Raw genomic sequence first — 17,918 nt, 5'->3', positions numbered from 1 at the left:
CGCGGCACGCCGCGGGCACCGGGCGCACGCCGCGGCACGCCGCGGCCCTCGCCCCGGCCGGCCGGCGGTCTAGCGTGCGTGGCATGGAGATCCTCACGCTGGTCGCGCCCGTGTTCGGCGCCCGCTGCTCGGTCGTCGTCGGCCCCTCGCGGTCGTGCGTCGTCGTGGACGTGGGCGCGGGGGCGGGGGAGCAGGTGCGCGCCCTCGTCGAGCGCGAGGGGCTGCGTCCCCGCGCGGTGCTGGCGACGCACGGCCACGCCGACCACACCTGGGACGCCCCGGCGGTCGCGGCGGCCTACGACGTGCCCGTCGTGCTGCACGCCGCGGACGCCCACCGGCTGGCCGACCCGTTCGGCACGCTCGGCCTCCTGGACCCCCGGCACGACCCGCACGGTCCCCTGGCGCAGGCCCTGGCCGCGGCGGGCGTCGACGTCGCGTCGTGGCAGCCGCCCGCGCGCGTGGAGCCGTTCGGGGCGGTCGGCGTCGACCGCTCGGCCGACGTCGAGCTCGTGTGGGACGACGTCCGCCTCGTCGCCCGGCACGCCCCGGGTCACACGGAGGGGTCGACCTTGTACCTCGTGGACGCCGGGGACGCGGCGCCGGTCGTGCTCTCGGGCGACGTGCTGTTCGCCGGCAGCATCGGCCGCACCGACCTGCCCGGTGGGGACGACGCGACGATGGCCGCCACGCTGCGGGACGTCGTCGCCGCGCTGCCGGCGGACGCCGTCGTGCTCCCGGGGCACGGGCCGGCGACCGACATGCGGACCGAGCTCGCGCACAACCCGTACCTGCAGCGCCCGCGCTGACGCCGCCGACGGGCGGCGCGGCGGCCGCGCCCGCCCGTCTGGGATCATCGGGCGCATGGCGCGACCCACACCCCTGTCCGGATTCCCCGAGTGGCTGCCCGAGGGGCGGCTCGTCGAGCAGCACGTGCTCGACACCCTGCGGCGCACGTTCGAGCTGCACGGCTTCGCGGGCATCGAGACGCGGGCGGTGGAGCCGCTCGACCAGCTGCTGCGCAAGGGCGAGACCTCCAAGGAGGTCTACGTGCTGCGCCGGCTGCAGGAGGACGCCGACGCCGAGGAGCAGGACCCCGGGCGCCGGCTGGGCCTGCACTTCGACCTCACGGTGCCGTTCGCGCGCTACGTGCTGGAGAACGCCGGCCACCTCGCGTTCCCGTTCCGGCGCTACCAGATCCAGAAGGTGTGGCGGGGCGAGCGGCCGCAGGACGGGCGCTTCCGGGAGTTCGTCCAGGCGGACATCGACGTCGTCGGCGCCGGTGCGCTGCCGTACCACTACGAGGTCGAGCTCCCGCTCGTCATGGCCGACGCCCTCGCGGCGCTGCGCGGGATCGGCGTGCCGCCGGTCCGCATCCTCGTGAACAACCGCAAGGTCGCCGAGGGCTTCTACCGCGGGCTCGGCCTGACGGACGTCGACGCGGTGCTGCGCTCGATCGACAAGCTCGACAAGGTCGGGGCGGACGCCGTGGCGGACCTGCTCGTCGCCGAGGCCGGCGCCAGCCCCGAGCAGGCGCGCGCCTGCCTGGCCCTGGCGGAGGTGCGGGGCGAGGACGCCGGCGTCGTCGACCGCGTGCGCGCGCTGGCAGCCGAGCACGGGACGGGCACGGACCTGCTCGAGGAGGGGCTCGCCGAGCTCGGCGCGCTCGTGACGGCGGCGGCGGAGCGGGCGCCCGGCGTCGTCGTCGCGGACCTGCGCATCGCCCGCGGGCTCGACTACTACACGGGCTCGGTCTACGAGACGGTCCTCGTCGGGCACGAGGACCTCGGCTCGATCTGCTCCGGCGGGCGGTACGACACGCTGGCGTCCGACGGCGCGACGACCTACCCGGGCGTCGGGCTGTCCATCGGCGTCTCCCGGCTCGTCTCGCGGCTCCTCAACGCCGGCCTGGTGCGGGCGACCCGGTCGGTCCCGACGGCCGTGCTCGTCGCCGTGACGTCCGAGGACCGCCGCGGGCGCTCCGACGCCGTCGCCGCGGCGCTGCGGGCGCGCGGCGTCCCGGTCGAGGTGGCGCCGAGCGCGGCGAAGTTCGGCAAGCAGATCCGGCACGCGGACCGCCGCGGCATCCCGTACGTCTGGTTCGTGGGCGACGACGCGTCCGACGGCAGCCCCCGCCAGGACGAGGTGAAGGACATCCGGTCGGGCGAGCAGGCGCCGGCCGACCCGGCGACGTGGACGCCTCCCGCCGAGGACCTGTGGCCGCGGGTGGCACCGGTCGCGGGGGAGTGACGCGCCGCGGCCCGCGGGCGGGTGCGTCCCGGCGCCCCTAGCGTGACGTCATGACGCACGCGTCGGACGCACCGCCCGCCCGCGGCGACCGCCTCACGCTGGACGGGCACATCGCCGGTGCCGGCACGCAGGAGGGCACCCGGATCGTCGTGGGCCGCTGGCTGCGCTCGCCGCTGGGCGCGTTCGCGGACGTCATGGTCGAGCGCCCCGACGGCACGCGTGTGCTGCTCGCCCCGGACGAGGACGTCGCCGCCCTCGTCACGCGCCTCTACACGTTCGACGCGGTGCACGTGGTGGACGTGCGGGTCGCGGCGGACCGCGCCGCGCGGACGTGGACCGTCGAGGCGGGGCCGCTCGACGCCCGGCTCACGCTGGGCGGGCGGACGCCGGTCGGGCACCTGCTGTCCTCGCTGCCGCGGGCGGTGACGGGATCGGCGGTGACGGCCGGGCTCGTCGCGGGCGTGGCGGCCGTCGTGCTGCCCGGCGTGCGGACGCGGGGCTCCGGCGTCGACGGGACCCCCGAGCGGTACGCCGCGCACGACCAGCACGCGCTCGTGGCGGTCGACGCCCGGTGGGGCGACCGCACGCTCGGCGGGCTGCGGCCGGTCGCACCGCCGGTCCGCTTCGGCTTCTCGTCCGTCCCGGAGCGTCCCAGCGTGACCGCCGTGCACGTCGTGGTCGGCTGAGGCGTTGACACCCGTTCGAACACGTGTTCGACTAGCGTCGTGCGATGGGACGGGCAGAAGGTCGAGGCAGCCTCCGACGGGGTCCTGCCCGGCATGGACCTGCGCACGCTGCCCGGGCTCGTGCGCAGCGTGCGGACCCCGGAGTTCGCCGGCGTCACGTTCCACGAGGTGCTGTGCCGCAGCGCGCTGAACCGCGTGCCGGACGCGTCCAGCGTGCCGTTCCGCTGGACCGTCAACCCCATGCGCGGCTGCCTGCACGCGTGCGCGTACTGCTTCGCCCGTCCCACCCACGAGTACCTGGACCTGGGGGCCGGGCGGGACTTCGAGTCGCAGATCGTGGTGAAGACGAACGTCGTCGAGGTGCTCCGGGCCGAGCTCGGCCGGCGGTCCTGGCAGCGCGAGCACGTCGCGCTCGGCACGAACACCGACCCCTACCAGCGCGCCGAGGGGCGGTACCGGCTCATGCCCGGCATCCTCGACGCGCTCGCGTCCACCGGCACGCCGTTGTCGGTGCTCACGAAGGGCACGCTGCTGCGCCGCGACCTGCCGCTGCTGGCGGACGTGGCGGCGTCGGGCGGGTCGGTGGCCGTGAGCATCTCGCTCGCCACGGTCGACGACGAGCTGCAGCGCGTGCTCGAGCCCGGGACGCCGACCCCGCGTGCACGCCTCGAGCTGATCAGGGCCGTGCGCGACGCGGGACTGACGTGCGGGGTGCTGGTGGCGCCCGTGCTGCCGTGGCTCACCGACTCCGAGGAGCACCTCGACGCCCTGCTGGCCGCCCTGGCGGACGCCGGCGCCACCGGCGTGAGCGTCATGGCCCTGCACCTGCGCGGCGCCGTGAAGCCGCTCATGGAGGACTGGCTGCGCACGCACCGGCCGGGTCTGCTGGCGCGGTACCGGCGCCTGTACGGACGAGGCGCGTACACGCCGGACGAGTACCGGCGCTGGCTCGACGCACGCGTCGCGCCGCTGCTCGCCCGGCACGGCTTCGCCGACCCGCGCGAGCAGCGCGCCTGGCGCGCCGCGGCGACGTCACGGCCCGCGGCGTCGGGCGGGGCCGAGGACGGCACGCCGTCGGGTGGGGGAGCGCCGGCGGAGGCCGGTGCACGGCCCGGTGGGGGCGGCACGACGCGCGCAGCCGCGACGGTCGCGCCCACCCTGTTCTGACGGCCAGCCGCGGCACGGCGGTGCGGGTCGGCGCCGCCCCCGCAGGACCGGCCCACTAGGATCGTGCGGGCGTCCGACGGACGCGTCCCCACCCACCCCGACCCGAAGGACCACGCTGTGCTCCGCACCCACACCGCCGGCTCCCTGCGAGCCGAGCACATCGGCACCACCGTCACCCTGACCGGGTGGGTGGACCGCCGCCGCGATCACGGTGGGGTGGCGTTCGTGGACCTGCGGGACTCCTCCGGGATCGCCCAGGTCGTCATCCGCGACGAGGCGGTCGCGCACGGGCTGCGGTCGGAGTACGTGCTGCAGGTGACCGGGGAGGTCGGCCGCCGTCCGGAGGGCAACGAGAACACCAACCTCGCCACCGGCGAGGTCGAGGTGGTCGCCCACGAGGTCGTCGTGCTCAACGAGTCCGCGCCGCTGCCGTTCCCGGTGTCGACGTCCCTCGACGAGCCCGTCGGGGAGGAGGCGCGCCTGCGTCACCGCTACCTCGACCTGCGCCGCCCGGCGCCCGCACACGCGATCCGCCTGCGCGCGAAGGCGAACGCGGCCGCCCGCCGCGTGCTCGACGCCGACGGCTTCGTCGAGGTGGAGACGCCGACCCTCACCCGCTCCACGCCGGAGGGCGCGCGCGACTTCGTCGTGCCGGCGCGCCTGGCCCCGGGCAGCTGGTACGCCCTCCCGCAGTCGCCGCAGCTGTTCAAGCAGCTGCTCATGGTCGGCGGGCTCGAGAAGTACTACCAGATCGCCCGCTGCTACCGGGACGAGGACTTCCGCGCCGACCGGCAGCCCGAGTTCACCCAGCTCGACGTCGAGGCGAGCTTCGTCGACCAGGACGACGTGATCGCCCTCGGCGAGAAGATCCTCGTCGCCCTGTGGGACCTCATCGGCTACACGGTCCCGACGCCGATCCCGCGCATGACCTACGCCGACGCGATGGAGCGGTACGGCACCGACAAGCCGGACCTGCGCTTCGGGCTCGAGCTGACGGACCTCACGTCGTACTTCGCCGACACCCCGTTCCGCGTCTTCCAGGCGCCCTACGTCGGTGCCGTCGTGCAGCCGGGCGGGGCGTCGACGCCGCGCCGGGGCTTCGACGCCTGGCAGGAGTGGGCGAAGCAGCGCGGTGCGAAGGGCCTCGCGTACGTGACGGTCGGCGAGGACGGCGAGCTCGGCGGGCCCGTCGCCAAGAACATCTCGGAGAGCGAGCGTGCCGGCCTGGCCGCCGCCGTCGGCGCGCAGCCGGGCGACGCCGTCTTCTTCGCCGCCGGGTCGGCGTCCGAGGCGCGGGCGCTGCTCGGCGCGGCGCGCCTGGAGATCGGCCGCCGCGGCGGGCTCATCGACGAGGACGCCTGGTCCTTCGTGTGGGTCGTGGACGCGCCCCTCTTCAAGCCGACCGGCGAGGACGACGACGTCGCCGTCGGCGGCGGCGCCTGGACGGCCGTGCACCACGCGTTCACGTCGCCGACCCCGGAGTGGGTCGACCGCTTCGAGGAGGACCCGGGCGCCGCGCTCGCGTACGCGTACGACATCGTCTGCAACGGCAACGAGATCGGCGGCGGGTCCATCCGTATCCACCGCCGGGACGTGCAGGAGCGGGTGTTCGCGGTCATGGGCATCGGCCCGGAGGAGGCGCAGGAGAAGTTCGGCTTCCTGCTCGACGCCTTCCAGTTCGGCGCACCCCCGCACGGCGGCATCGCGTTCGGCTGGGACCGCATCACGGCGCTGCTGACGCGCTCAGAGTCGATCCGCGAGGTCATCGCGTTCCCGAAGTCCGGCGGCGGCTACGACCCGCTGACGGGTGCCCCTGCCCCCATCTCGCCGGAGCAGCGCCGCGAGACCGGCGTGGACGCCAAGCCGAAGCCGGCGACGGGCGCGGCGGGGCAGGCCGCGCCGGCGGAGTGACGACGACGGTCGACGGGCTCGCGGAGCGCCTCCCGCAGGCGTTCCGCGCCCGGCGGTGGCTCCTGGCCGACCGCGACCGGTGGCGCGACGCGCGCGTCCTCGGTGACGACCGCGCCGTCGTGCTCGTGCGCTCGGCCGACATCGGCGACGTCGTGCTCGGGGTCGGGGACGCCGACGCGGTGGCCGCGCTCGTCCGGGACCTCGCCGGGGAGCGGGCGGCGGCCGGCGGGCCCGACCTCGCCTGGATGACGCTGCCCCGCGCCACGGTGCTCGACGCCGTCACGCTCGGCGCGCTGGGCGTCGCCCCGTACTCCACCTGGGACCGGATGTCGACGGACGTACCGCCGCCGCCCGTGCCGGGGGAGGACCGCGTCGAACGCCTGGACGCGTCCGCGGCCGACGAGGTCGTCGCGTGCCTCGCCCGGGCGAACCCGGGGTCGCACGCACGCCCCGGCGGCCCGGACGACGCCGGCTGGTGGGGCGTGCACGCCGACGGCCGGCTCGTGGGTGTCATCGGTGCCGCCGACCGCCTGGGCGCCCTGGACGGCCGCCGGTCGTGGCACCTGCACGGCCTGGGCGTCGTGCCGGACGCCCGCGGGCAGGGGCTGGGCGCCGCGCTGACCGCCGTCGCGCTGCGCGCCGGCCGGGCCGCCGGCCTCGCGTGGGTCTCGCTCGGCCTGTACGCCGACAACGCCGTCGCGCGGCGGCTCTACCTGCGCCTCGGCATGAGCGTGGACGAGGAGAACGCGTCGTACGCGGCACCCGGCTACGACGGCTCCTGGCGGCGCTGACCCGGCGAGGCGTGCGCACCCCGGCAGGCAGCACCCGTCAGTGCAGGATCGCGAACCGCTCGTACAGCCGCCGCAGCGGCCGGGGCGCCCACCAGTTGGCCCGGTCGAGGATCGTCATGGTGGCGGGCACCAGCAGCAGCCGCACGATGGTGGCGTCGATGACGACAGCCACCGCGAGGGCGAAGCCGACCTGCTTGATGACGACCAGGTCGCCGGCGACGAACCCGGCGAACACGACGACGATGATCGTCGCGGCGGACGTGATGATCCGCCCCGAGCGCTGCAGGCCCAGCCGGACCGCCTCGTCCGTGGGGTGCCCGGCGTCGTGCAGCTCCTTCACGCGGGCGAGGAGGAACACCTCGTAGTCCATGGCGAGGCCGAACGCGAACGCCACCACGAGCGCGAGCACGTACGTCTCGATGCCACCCGTGGACTCGAACCCGAGCAGCCCCTCGAGGTGCCCGTCCTGGAACGCCCACACGAGCACCCCGAGCGAGGCGAGGATCGACAGCGTGTTCGTCAGGAGCGCCTTCACCGGGATGACGACGGAGCCGGTCATGAGGAAGAGCAGCAGGAGGGTCGCGACCGCGACGACCCCGAGCGCCAGCGGCGCGCGCTCGGCGAGGGCGTCCGTGAAGTCGATCTGGCTCGCGGCCTGGCCGACCACCCAGCGCTCGAACGGCGCGTCGAGGGCACGCACCTCGCGCACGACGTCCACGGCGACGTCCCCACCCGGGTCGTCCGAGTCCGGACGCACCCCGATCACGACGTAGGAGCCCGTCGTCGCCGGCGGGTCCACCGAGGCCACGCCCTCGAGCGACGCCACCTCCTCGGCCCAGGCCGTGGCCTCCTCGAGCGGTGCGGCGGCCACCACGGTCACCGCGGGCGACGACGCCCCCGCGTAGTCCTCCTCGAGCGCGGCCACGTACGCGCGCTGCGTCGTGCCGGACGGCAGGAGCTCGATCCCGCTGATGCGCAGGTCCATCCGCAGGACGGGCAGGGCGAGCACCACGAGCACGGCGCAGGCGCCGAGCATCACCCACCACGGGTGGCGCTGCACGCGTGCCGCGAGGGACGAGAACGTGCCCTCCTCGTGCCGCACGTCGGACGCGCGGGCGAGCAGGCGGCGCACACCGGGCACGCGCGCGAGAACCCCGGCGCCGGCGAGGCGGCGGCCGGCGAGCGTCAGCAGCGCGGGCACGAGGGTGAGCGCCGTGGCCGCCGCCACCAGCACCACGAGGAGCCCGGCCGCGGCGATCGCGCGGAGGATCTCGGGCCGGAACGCGAGCAGCCCCGCGATCGCGATCGCGACGGTGACGGCCGAGAACGCCACCGTGCGGCCCGCGGTCGCCATGGTGGCCTCGACGGCCGCCACGACCGCGCCGTCGCCGCGCCGCCGGCGGCTCGCCGCGCCGCCGTCGTCGTGGACGCGGCGGTGCAGCTCCTCGCGGAAGCGCGAGACGACGAGCAGCCCGTAGTCGATGGACAGGCCCAGGCCGAGCACGGTCACGACGTTGACGACCGAGGCCTCGACGTCGAGCACGTACGTCAGCGCGAGCAGGCTGCCGAGGCCGCCGGCGATCGACGCCAGCGCGCCGGCCATCGGCATGGCGGCCGCGAGGAACCCGCCGAACACCAGCACCATGACGACCAGCGCGATCGGCAGCGCGACGAGCTCACCCGTGCGCAGGTCCTCCTCGACCTGGTCCGTGATCTCCTCGACCACCAGGTGCTCCGCGCCCACCACGCCCGTGACGTCCGGCGCGACCTCCCGCAGCTCGCCCGGGACCTCGCGCAGGCGCTGCTCGACGGTCGCGAGCGCCTCGTCCTCGGTCGCGGCGGGCAGGTCCGGCTCGAGCTCGACGACGACGAGGAAGCCGTCGCCGTCCTCGGCGAGCAGGGGCGCGGCCGCGGGGTTGGCCGGTCCCTCCGGCAGCGCCAGCGGGTCGATCACGGCGGCGACGCCCTCGACGTCCGCGAGCTCGGCCCGCGCGGCGTCGAGCGCGGAGCCGAGGTCGGGGGTCGCCGGGTCCACGCCGTCGAGCACGAGCGTGACGGCCTGGCCGGACGTCCGGGCGTCGGCCAGCAGCTCCTGCCCCTGCGTGCTCTCGGCACCCGCGACGCCGGGCGCCCCGGTCGAGACGCGGTCGAACAGCGTCTGGCCGCCCACCCCGAGCACGGCCAGGCCGTAGCCCGCGACGGTGAGGACCAGCCACACGACGACGGTCAGGCGGGGGTGGTGGGCGACGAGCCGGCCCAGGCGAGGGAACACGCGGGCCATCGTGGCAGGTCGCCGACGGGCCCCGCACGTCGCGGGGCGAGGCCCGCACGAGCCGGGCGGCCGGAGCGTCGGCGGGCGACCGTAGGCTCGTCGCATGGACCTGTTCGACGCGGTGACCTCGACCGCGCAGGGCGTGCCCGCGCCCGCCGCGGGGGCGCCGCTCGCGGTGCGCATGCGCCCGCGCTCGCTCGCCGAGGTGGCGGGGCAGGCGCACCTGCTCGTCCCGGGGTCGCCGCTGCGCCGCCTGGTCGAGCCGGCGGACGACGCCGCGCGTCGCGCCGCACCCTCGTCCGTCGTCCTGTGGGGCCCTCCCGGCACCGGGAAGACGACCCTCGCGTACCTCGTCGCGGCGACGTCGGGACGCCGGTTCGTGGAGCTGTCGGCCGTCACGGCGGGCGTCAAGGACGTGCGTGCCGTCGTGGACGACGCGCGCCGTCGCCTCGCCACCGACGGGTCGGAGACGGTCCTGTTCGTCGACGAGGTGCACCGCTTCACGAAGGCGCAGCAGGACGCCCTCCTGCCGAGCGTCGAGAACCGCTGGGTCACGCTCGTCGCGGCGACGACGGAGAACCCGTCGTTCTCCGTGAACTCGCCCCTGCTGTCGCGGTCCCTGCTGCTCACGCTCCAGCCGCTGACCACCGACGACGTCCGGGCTCTCGTGCTGCGCGCCGTCGAGGACGAGCGCGGGCTGGCGGGCACCGTGGCCCTCGCGGAGGACGCGCTCGAGCACCTGCTGCGCCTGGCGGGCGGGGACGCCCGCAAGGCGCTGACGATCCTCGAGGCGGCGGCGGGTGCCGCGCTGGCCGACGCGCCGGGGGCCAGCGCCGAGGAGCCGGTCGCGGTCGACCTCGCCACGGTCGAGCGGGCGATCGACGTCGCCGCCGTGCGCTACGACCGCGACGGCGACCAGCATTACGACGTCATCAGCGCCTTCATCAAGTCGATGCGCGGCTCCGACGTCGACGCCGCCCTGCACTACCTCGCGCGCATGGTGGCGGCGGGGGAGGACCCCCGCTTCATCGCACGCCGCATCGTCATCGCCGCGGCCGAGGAGGTGGGGATGGCCGACCCGAGCGCGCTGCAGACGGCGGTGGCGGCCGCGCAGGCGGTGGCGCTCATCGGCATGCCGGAGGCGCGGATCATCCTCGCGGAGGCGGTCGTCCACGTGGCGACGGCACCGAAGTCCAACGCGGCGTACGTGGGCATCAACCGGGCCCTGGAGGACGTGCGGGCGGGACGCCTCGGGTCGGTGCCGCCGCACCTGCGCGACGCGCACTACGCCGGGGCGAAGGCGCTGGGCCACGGGGCGGGGTACCGGTACGCGCACGACGAGCCGCACGCGGTGGCGCCCCAGCAGTACCTGCCGGACGAGCTGGCGGGCACGCGCTACTACGAGCCGAGCGACCGCGGTTTCGAGCGCTCGGTGCAGGAGCGCCTCGCACGGATCCGCGACATCCTCGGGCGGGCGTGACGCAGGCCGCACGGCCGCGCGCGGGTCGGCGTTTGGGCCCGGCCGGGGTGGGCCGGTAGAGTGGCTCGGTCGTCCACCGCTGGTGGACGACCGCCTGGGGCCCTAGCCCGCGACGCACGCCGGCCGCACCGTCTCCGACGGGCGGGACGCGCGCCGCACCGTGGTCGGCCCCACGCCCGCCGGGATCCCTTCCGTCCGGAGCCGAGCTCCGGTCCGCGGGTGTGATCGTCCAACGACACGACAGGAAGTACCGCTGTGAGCAGTGTGACCCGCTCGCGCCGCCAGGTCCGCCTGAGCCGCGCCCTCGGCCTGGCCCTGACGCCCAAGGCCGTCAAGCACTTCGAGAAGCGTCCCTACCCGCCCGGTGAGCACGGCCGCGCCCGTCGCCGCACCGAGTCGGACTACGCCGTCCGTCTGCGCGAGAAGCAGCGTCTGCGCGCCCAGTACGCGCTGCGCGAGAAGCAGCTCGCCAAGGCGTACGAGAACGCCCGCAAGGCCCCGGGCCTGACCGGTGAGGCCCTCGTCGAGGACCTCGAGACCCGCCTCGACGCCCTGGTCCTGCGTGCCGGCTTCGCCCGCACGATCCTCCAGGCGCGCCAGGTGGTCGTGCACCGCCACGTGCTCGTCGACGGCAAGATCGTCGACCGCCCGTCGTTCCGCGTGAAGGAGGGCCAGACCCTCCAGATCAAGCCGAAGAGCCAGACGACGGTGCCGTTCCAGGTCGCCGCCGCCGGCGCGCACCGCGACGTCCTGCCGGCCGTCCCGGGCTACCTCGACGTGCAGCTCGAGAAGCTGACCGCCGTCCTCGTGCGCCGCCCCAAGCGCGCCGAGGTCCCGGTCACGTGCGAGGTCCAGCTGGTCGTCGAGTACTACGCCCGCTGACGCACCGCACCACCGGCCGGGGCGCACGCGTCCCGGTCCTGCACGAACGCCCCGCAGCGCGCCGCGCCGCGGGGCGTTCGTGCACGTGGCCGCCGCCCACCGCGCGGGTAGGGTGGCCCGGGTCGTGCGGCCGTCCGCCGCTCGTCCCACCCGCACCGAGAGGGGATCGCCGCATGTCCGCTGGGGACGTCGCCGGGCTCATCGCCGCCATCGCGTTCGTGCTGCTCGTCGGCGCGCTGGCCGTGCCGCTCGTCAAGCTGGGCCGTGTGCTGGACGAGGCGCGCGCCTCCGTCCGCCGGCTCACCGACCACAGCGTGCCGGTGCTCGACGAGACGGCCCAGCTCGTGGCGTCGTCGTCGACGCAGCTGGACAAGGTGGACACGGTCACCAGCGCCGCCGCGCAGGTGAGCGAGAACGTGTCGGCCCTGACCTCGCTCGTCACCGCCACGCTCGGCGGGCCGCTGGTGAAGGTGGCCGCGTTCTCCTACGGCGTGCGGCGCGCGGTCGCCGGGCTGCGCCGGGGCCCCCGGTGAAGCGCCTCTTCTGGGTCGGGGTCGGCGTCGCGCTGACCGCGGTCGCCGTCCGCAACGGGCGCCGCGTCGTCGAGACGTGGGCACCCGCGGGCACCGTCGAGACCGTCGAGGGCGTCACGCGCGTCTCGCGGGCCCTGCAGGCCGCACGCGACGACTTCCGCACCGGCGTCGCCGCCCGCGAGGCGGAGCTGCTCGAGGCCCTCGTCGGCGACGTCGACGTCGACGAGCTGCGTGCCTCCGCGCCCCGTCACAAGGACGAGCTGCGCACCGCTCTCGGCGGTGGTCCGCGCCGGACCGGCCTCGCCGGCGACCTGCGCGCCCGTGGCTGGGACGACGAGCCCACCCAGGACCCGGACGACGACGGCCGGGCCACCTTCTTCTGACCCGCGGTCCGGACGCCCTCCGCCCGCACCACCGCTCCACCCGCCGCCCCGGCGGCGGCAGACACCCCGAGGACGACATGCGCACCGCCGAGATCCGCCAGCGCTGGCTCGACTACTTCGCGAGCAAGGACCACGCCATCGTGCCGTCCGTGCCGCTCATCTCCCCGGACCCGTCGATCCTCTTCACGATCGCCGGCATGGTGCCGTTCATCCCGTACATCCTGGGCACGCAGGACGCTCCCTGGCCGCGGGTCGCCAACGCGCAGAAGTGCATCCGCACCAACGACATCGAGAACGTGGGCCGCACGACGCGCCACGGCACGTTCTTCCAGATGCTCGGGAACTTCTCGTTCGGCGACTACTTCAAGGAGGGCGCCATCGAGCTGGCGTGGGGCTTCCTCACGGGCTCACAGGCCGAGGGCGGCCTCGGCATGGACGGCGACCGCTTCTGGGTGACGATCTGGAACGAGGACGCCGAGTCCGCGGACGCGCTCGTGCGCGTCGGGGTCAACCCGGACCACATCGTGCGGCTCACGCGCGAGGAGATCTTCTGGGACACGGGCCAGCCCGGCCCCGCGGGCCCCTGCGCCGAGTGGCACTACGACCGCGGTCCCGAGTTCGGGCCCGACGCCGTGGGCGGCACGGTGGACCCCGGCGGCGACCGGTACGTCGAGATCTGGAACCTCGTGTTCGACCAGTTCGTGCGCGGCGAGGGCCGCGGCAAGGACTACCCCCTGCTGGGTGAGCTCGAGCGCAAGGCGATCGACACCGGCGCCGGCCTGGAGCGCATCGCGTACCTCCTGCAGGGCGTCAACAACATGTACGAGACCGACGAGGTCTTCCCGGTGATCCAGCGCGCGGCGGAGCTGACCGGCCGCCGCTACGGCGCCGGCGGCGAGGACGACGTGCGTCTGCGCGTCGTGGGCGACCACGTGCGCTCGGCGCTCATGCTCATCGGCGACGGCGTCACGCCGTCCAACGAGGGTCGCGGCTACGTGCTGCGCCGGCTCGTGCGGCGCACGGTCCGCTCGATGCGCCTGCTGGGCGTCGAGGAGGCGTCGCTGCCCGAGCTCCTGCCCATCAGCCGCGACCTCATGGGGGTCTCGTACCCCGAGGTGATCCGGGACTTCGACCGGATCTCCCAGGTCGCGTACGGCGAGGAGGACGCGTTCCTGCGGACCCTGACGGCCGGCACGACGATCTTCGAGGGCGCGGTGGACCGGGCGCGCGCGGCGGCCGGCACCTCGCCCGCGGTGCTGTCGGGGCAGCAGGCGTTCGCTCTGCACGACACGTACGGGTTCCCGATCGACCTGACGCTGGAGATGGCGTCGGAGCACGGCGTCGCGGTTGACGAGACGGCGTTCCGCTCGCTCATGCAGGCGCAGCGCGAGCGTGCACGGGCCGACGCGCTGGCGAAGAAGACGGGCCACGCCGACACGTCGGCGTACCAGCAGCTGCACGCGTCGCTGTCGGAGGAGAGCGGCGCGCCCGTGCGCTTCGTCGGCTATACCGACACGTCGGCGCGCGCGAAGGTCGTCGGCCTGCTCGTCGACGGCGTCCCGGCACCGTCGGCGACCGCGCCCGCGCACGTGCAGGTGGTGCTCGACGTCACGCCGTTCTACGCCGAGGCGGGCGGTCAGCTCGCCGACACCGGGACGATCGCGCTCGACGGCGGCGGGCTGGTCGAGGTGGACGACGTGCAGGCGCCCATCAAGGGCCTGTCGGTGCACCACGGCCGGCTGGTCGACGGCACGCTCACGCTCGGCGACGCGGGCACCGCCACGATCGACACGACCCGCCGGCGTGCCATCGCGCGCGCCCACACCGCGACGCACATGGTCCACAAGGCGCTGCGCGAGGAGCTCGGCGACACCGCGACGCAGGCGGGTTCGGAGAACGCGCCGAGCCGGCTGCGCTTCGACTTCCGCTCGGGCCAGGGCGTGCCGTCGTCGTCGCTCGCGCAGATCGAGGGCCGCGTCAACGAGCGGCTGCAGGACGACCTCGACGTCACCGACCAGGTCATGGCGATCGACGAGGCGCGCGCGCTCGGCGCGATGGCGCTGTTCGGCGAGAAGTACGGCAACGAGGTCCGCGTCGTCTCCATCGGCGGCGACTGGTCGCGCGAGCTCTGCGCGGGCACGCACGTGCGCCGCTCGGGCGAGCTGGGGCTCGTCACGCTGCTGGGGGAGTCGTCCATCGGGTCCGGCGTGCGCCGCGTCGACGCGCTCGTCGGCGACCAGGCGTACGGGTACCAGGCGAAGGAGCGCGCGCTCGTGAGCCAGCTCTCGGGCCTGCTCGGTGCCCGTCCGGACGAGCTGTCGGACCGCGTGTCCTCGCTGCTGACGCGCCTCAAGGAGTCGGAGAAGGCCCTCGCATCGCTGCGGCAGGGGCAGCTCCTCGCGGCGGCCGGCTCGCTCGCGGCATCGCCGCAGCAGGTCGGCACGACGCTCGTCGTCACGCACGACGCCGGCGACGTCGCGTCGGCGGACGACCTGCGGACCCTGGCGCTCGACGTGCGCGGCCGCCTCGGCGAGGCGTCCCCGTCGGTCGTCGCCGTGGGCGGCACGAGCAAGGGCCGGCCGGTCGTCGTGATCGCCACCAACGCGGCCGCGCGGGAGACGGGCCTCAAGGCCGGCGCCCTCGTCCGGACCGCGTCCGGTGTGCTGGGCGGCGGCGGTGGCGGCAAGGACGACGTCGCCCAGGGCGGCGGGGCCGACGCCTCCGCGCTGCCGGCCGCGCTCGACGCGGTCGTCGCGGCGGTCCGCGGCTGACGTGCCGGACCTCGAGCCCGCAGCCGGGCCGGACGCCGTGACACGAGGCGTCCGGCTCGCGGTCGACGTCGGCACCGTCCGCGTGGGGCTCGCCGCGAGCGACCCGGACGGCATGCTGGCGACCCCCGTGGTGACGCTGCGGCGCGCCGAGGGACGCGCGAAGCCCGGGTCACCGGACGTCGTGACCATCGCCGCTCACGTCCGTGAGCGCGACGCGCAGGTGGTCTACGTGGGCCTTCCGCGGCACCTGTCCGGTTCCGAGGGGTCGTCGGCAGCGCTCGCGCGCGCGTACGCTGTCGCACTGGCGCGCTCGGTCGCCCCCGTGAGGGTGCGGCTGGTCGATGAGCGGATGAGCACGGTGACCGCACATCAGGCGCTCCAGGCGTCCGGCCGATCCGGACGCCGCCACCGGCAGGTCGTCGACCAGGCGGCCGCGGTGGTGATCCTGCAGCACGCGCTCGACGCCGAGAGGGCGACGGGGCGGCGCCCGGGCGAACCGGTCGACGTCGACCGGCCGCCTCCGCGCCGAGGCGTGGGGGGGCCTGCGGGCGACGGCACGACGACGGTGGAGTGACGGCAGGTGAGCAACCAGACGGAGTGGTGGGCCCCGGTGACGTCCGACGAGAGCGCAGCCGACCTGTTCGGTTCCGAGCGGGTCGGGCAGGGAGCCCGCGCCCCCCAGGGCGGAAGCGCCCGGCGGTCGCGGTCGGCGGGGCGCCGGCAGGCGGAGCGGATGCGCAAGCAGCGCCGCCGCCGCTCGGTCGCCGTGCTGGTCGTGGCGCTGGTGATGGTGGCGGGTGCGGCCTACGTCGTGTTCTCCGTCCTCGGCGGCGCGAGCCTCTTCGGTGGCGGTGGGTCGTCCCAGGCCGAGCAGGTCGAGGACTTCTCCGGCCCCGGCCGCCCCGGTGCGCAGCCCGTGGTGATCAACCCCGGTGACACGGGGGCCGCGATGGCCGCGACGCTCGTCGACGCCGGGATCGTGGCGACAGCCGGTGCGTTCCTCGACGCGTACGAGGCGAACCCTGACGCGTCGTCCATCCAGCCGGGCACGTACCAGCTCCTGCTCGAGATGAAGGCGTCGGACGCCGTGCTCGCGCTGCTCGACCCCGCGAGCAAGGTGTCGATGAAGGTGACGATCCCCGAGGGGTACACGGCGTCCCAGATCTACGACCGGATCAGCGAGGTGACCCTGCTCCCGGTCGACCAGCTCAAGGCCGCAGCCGAGGACCCCGCCGCGATCGGCCTGCCGGCGGAGGCCGGCGGCAAGGTCGAGGGCTGGCTGTTCCCCTCCACGTACCAGGTGGAGCCGGGCGCGGACGCGGCCTCGGTGCTGCGTCAGATGGTCGAGCGCACGGTCCAGGAGCTCACGAGCCGTGGCGTGCCGCAGGACCAGTGGGAGACGGTGCTGAACAAGGCCTCGCTCGTCGAGCGCGAGGCCCGGCACGACCCCGACCGGCCCAAGATGGCGCGGGCCATCGAGAACCGCCTCGCGCGGGACATGATCCTGCAGATCGACGCGGCGGTCGCGTACGGGCTCGGCATCAACGGCACGCAGCTCACGCGGGAGATGACGCGCGACGCGTCCAACCCCTACAACACGTACATGCACGTCGGCCTGCCGCCGACGCCGATCGCGTCGCCGGGTCCCAAGTCCATCGACGCGGTGCTCAACCCCGAGGCGGGCGACTGGATCTTCTGGACCGCCGTGAACCTCGACACCGGGGAGACGCGCTTCGCCACCACCATGGAGGAGCACGACGCGAACGTGGCCGAGCTGCGCAAGTGGCAGGCGGCGAACGAGTAGTGACGGGTCCGCGCCGCTGCGCCGTCCTCGGCCACCCCGTCGCCCACTCGCTCTCGCCCGTCCTGCACGGGGCCGCCTACGCCGCGCTCGGGCTCGACGAGTGGCACTACGAGGTGCACGACGTCACCGAGGACGCCCTGCCCGCGTTCCTCGACGGTCTCGACGGGTCGTGGGCCGGTCTCAGCCTGACCATGCCGCTCAAGCACGCGGTGCTGCCGCTGCTCGACCACGTGGAGCCGCTCGCGCAGGTCGTGGGCGCGGTCAACACCGTGCTCCCGCACGGCGAGGGTGCTCGGCGGACGCTCACGGGCGCCAACACCGACGTGCACGGCATCGTCGCGGCGCTGGGGGAGGCGGGCGTGCACGGCGACGTGCGGCGTGCCGCCGTCCTGGGCGCGGGCGCGACCGCCGCGTCGACCCTGGCCGCGCTCGCCCAGCTCGGCTGCACCAGCCCGACGGTGCACGTCCGGTCGGCCGCCCGGGCCGGCTCGCTGCTGCGCGCCGCCCACCGGATGGGCGTGGAGCCCGTGCTGCGCCCGCTGGAGGCGGGGGCGCCGGAGCTCGCGGTCGCGGACGTGGTCGTCTCCACGTTGCCCGCCCACGCACCCGACGCCCTGGCGGCGCAGCTGGCGGGTCCGGTGCGCGGCGTCCTGCTCGACGTCGCCTACGACCCGCGGCCGACGGCGCTGGCCGTCGCGTGGGAGCGCGCCGGTGGCACGACGGTCGGCGGGGAGCGCATGCTCCTGCACCAGGCCGTCGAGCAGGTGCGGCTCATGACGGGCCGCCCCGGGCCGCTCGGGGCGATGGACGGCGCGCTGCAGGCGGCGCTCGCACCGGTGCGCTGAGCGGGGCGCGGACGGCACGGGCTCCACGATCCGTCATGCCGGGAACGCGCCACGCCACGTGCGGGTGATGACGCCGGCCCCCGTACGGGTGGTCCCCGGCCGGCGGGGAGCGGCGCGCTCACGGCGGTGCCCCCCGCTGCCGATGT

The 17,918-nt window shown here is 75.5% G+C and carries 15 protein-coding genes; 14 read left to right on the top strand and 1 reads right to left on the bottom strand.

What is annotated here, in order from left to right; translation table 11 throughout:
• The first annotated feature begins 83 nt into the window (after positions 1-83).
• The 6 genes from FB586_RS14655 to FB586_RS14630 all read left to right on the top strand — a co-directional run bounded on the left by FB586_RS14655 (position 84) and on the right by FB586_RS14630 (position 6,802).
• Positions 84-806 carry an MBL fold metallo-hydrolase gene (locus FB586_RS14655; RefSeq protein ID WP_136520057.1) on the top strand — a complete coding sequence of 241 codons (723 nt, stop codon included), beginning with the start codon at positions 84-86 and terminating at the stop codon, positions 804-806.
• 55 nt (positions 807-861) lie between these two features.
• On the top strand, positions 862-2,247 hold the full coding sequence (gene hisS, locus FB586_RS14650) for a histidine--tRNA ligase (RefSeq protein WP_136520056.1): 1,386 nt from the start codon (positions 862-864) through the stop codon (positions 2,245-2,247).
• Between the two features lie 50 nt (positions 2,248-2,297).
• Entirely contained in the window at positions 2,298-2,933 is a 636-nt protein-coding gene (locus FB586_RS14645; RefSeq protein ID WP_136520055.1) for a hypothetical protein, read from the top strand.
• Positions 2,934-2,972: 39 nt separating this feature from the next.
• Entirely contained in the window at positions 2,973-4,100 is a 1,128-nt protein-coding gene (locus tag FB586_RS14640; RefSeq protein ID WP_136520054.1) for an Rv2578c family radical SAM protein, read from the top strand.
• 117 nt (positions 4,101-4,217) lie between these two features.
• Positions 4,218-6,011, top strand: coding sequence for an aspartate--tRNA ligase (aspS, locus tag FB586_RS14635; protein ID WP_136520053.1), 1,794 nt, complete (start codon positions 4,218-4,220; stop codon positions 6,009-6,011).
• Positions 6,008-6,802 (top strand): GNAT family N-acetyltransferase, encoded by a 795-nt coding sequence (locus tag FB586_RS14630; protein ID WP_136520052.1) that lies wholly within the window; start codon positions 6,008-6,010, stop codon positions 6,800-6,802. The genes aspS and FB586_RS14630 overlap by 4 nt, the downstream gene beginning before the upstream one ends.
• A 37-nt stretch (positions 6,803-6,839) precedes the next feature.
• On the opposite strand, the gene FB586_RS14625 is transcribed toward FB586_RS14630, so the two are convergent.
• Positions 6,840-9,083: an MMPL family transporter gene (locus tag FB586_RS14625; protein ID WP_136520051.1), complete on the bottom strand. Its 2,244-nt coding sequence runs from the start codon at positions 9,081-9,083 to the stop codon at positions 6,840-6,842.
• 94 nt (positions 9,084-9,177) lie between these two features.
• Between FB586_RS14625 and FB586_RS14620 the strand changes: the two genes are divergently transcribed.
• From FB586_RS14620 to FB586_RS14585, 8 genes are all read left to right on the top strand, one after another.
• Positions 9,178-10,554 carry a replication-associated recombination protein A gene (locus FB586_RS14620; RefSeq protein ID WP_136520050.1) on the top strand — a complete coding sequence of 459 codons (1,377 nt, stop codon included), beginning with the start codon at positions 9,178-9,180 and terminating at the stop codon, positions 10,552-10,554.
• A 255-nt stretch (positions 10,555-10,809) separates the two neighbouring features.
• Positions 10,810-11,436: a 30S ribosomal protein S4 gene (gene rpsD / locus FB586_RS14615; RefSeq protein WP_136520049.1), complete on the top strand. Its 627-nt coding sequence runs from the start codon at positions 10,810-10,812 to the stop codon at positions 11,434-11,436.
• 173 nt (positions 11,437-11,609) lie between these two features.
• Positions 11,610-11,969 (top strand): DUF948 domain-containing protein, encoded by a 360-nt coding sequence (locus FB586_RS14610; RefSeq protein WP_136520048.1) that lies wholly within the window; start codon positions 11,610-11,612, stop codon positions 11,967-11,969.
• Positions 11,966-12,352: a hypothetical protein gene (locus tag FB586_RS14605; RefSeq protein ID WP_136520047.1), complete on the top strand. Its 387-nt coding sequence runs from the start codon at positions 11,966-11,968 to the stop codon at positions 12,350-12,352. Before FB586_RS14610 ends, FB586_RS14605 begins: the two co-directional genes overlap by 4 nt.
• A 77-nt stretch (positions 12,353-12,429) precedes the next feature.
• A complete protein-coding gene (alaS, locus tag FB586_RS14600) occupies positions 12,430-15,123 on the top strand; it encodes an alanine--tRNA ligase (RefSeq protein WP_136520046.1) in 2,694 nt (897 codons plus the stop codon).
• A gap of 37 nt (positions 15,124-15,160) precedes the next feature.
• Positions 15,161-15,697 carry a Holliday junction resolvase RuvX gene (ruvX, locus tag FB586_RS14595; RefSeq protein WP_246036781.1) on the top strand — a complete coding sequence of 179 codons (537 nt, stop codon included), beginning with the start codon at positions 15,161-15,163 and terminating at the stop codon, positions 15,695-15,697.
• Between the two features lie 6 nt (positions 15,698-15,703).
• Positions 15,704-16,927, top strand: coding sequence for an endolytic transglycosylase MltG (gene mltG, locus FB586_RS14590; RefSeq protein ID WP_136520044.1), 1,224 nt, complete (start codon positions 15,704-15,706; stop codon positions 16,925-16,927).
• Positions 16,927-17,772 (top strand): shikimate dehydrogenase, encoded by an 846-nt coding sequence (locus FB586_RS14585; RefSeq protein WP_136520043.1) that lies wholly within the window; start codon positions 16,927-16,929, stop codon positions 17,770-17,772. The genes mltG and FB586_RS14585 overlap by 1 nt, the downstream gene beginning before the upstream one ends.
• Positions 17,773-17,918: the final 146 nt, after the last annotated feature.

It is taken from the genome of Cellulomonas telluris (genome assembly GCF_004886325.1).
In the GTDB taxonomy this organism is placed as follows: Bacteria; Actinomycetota; Actinomycetes; order Actinomycetales; family Cellulomonadaceae; genus Cellulomonas; species Cellulomonas telluris.
Note: the sequence above shows the minus strand (reverse complement) of the source record. Positions and strands in the feature narration are given on the sequence as shown.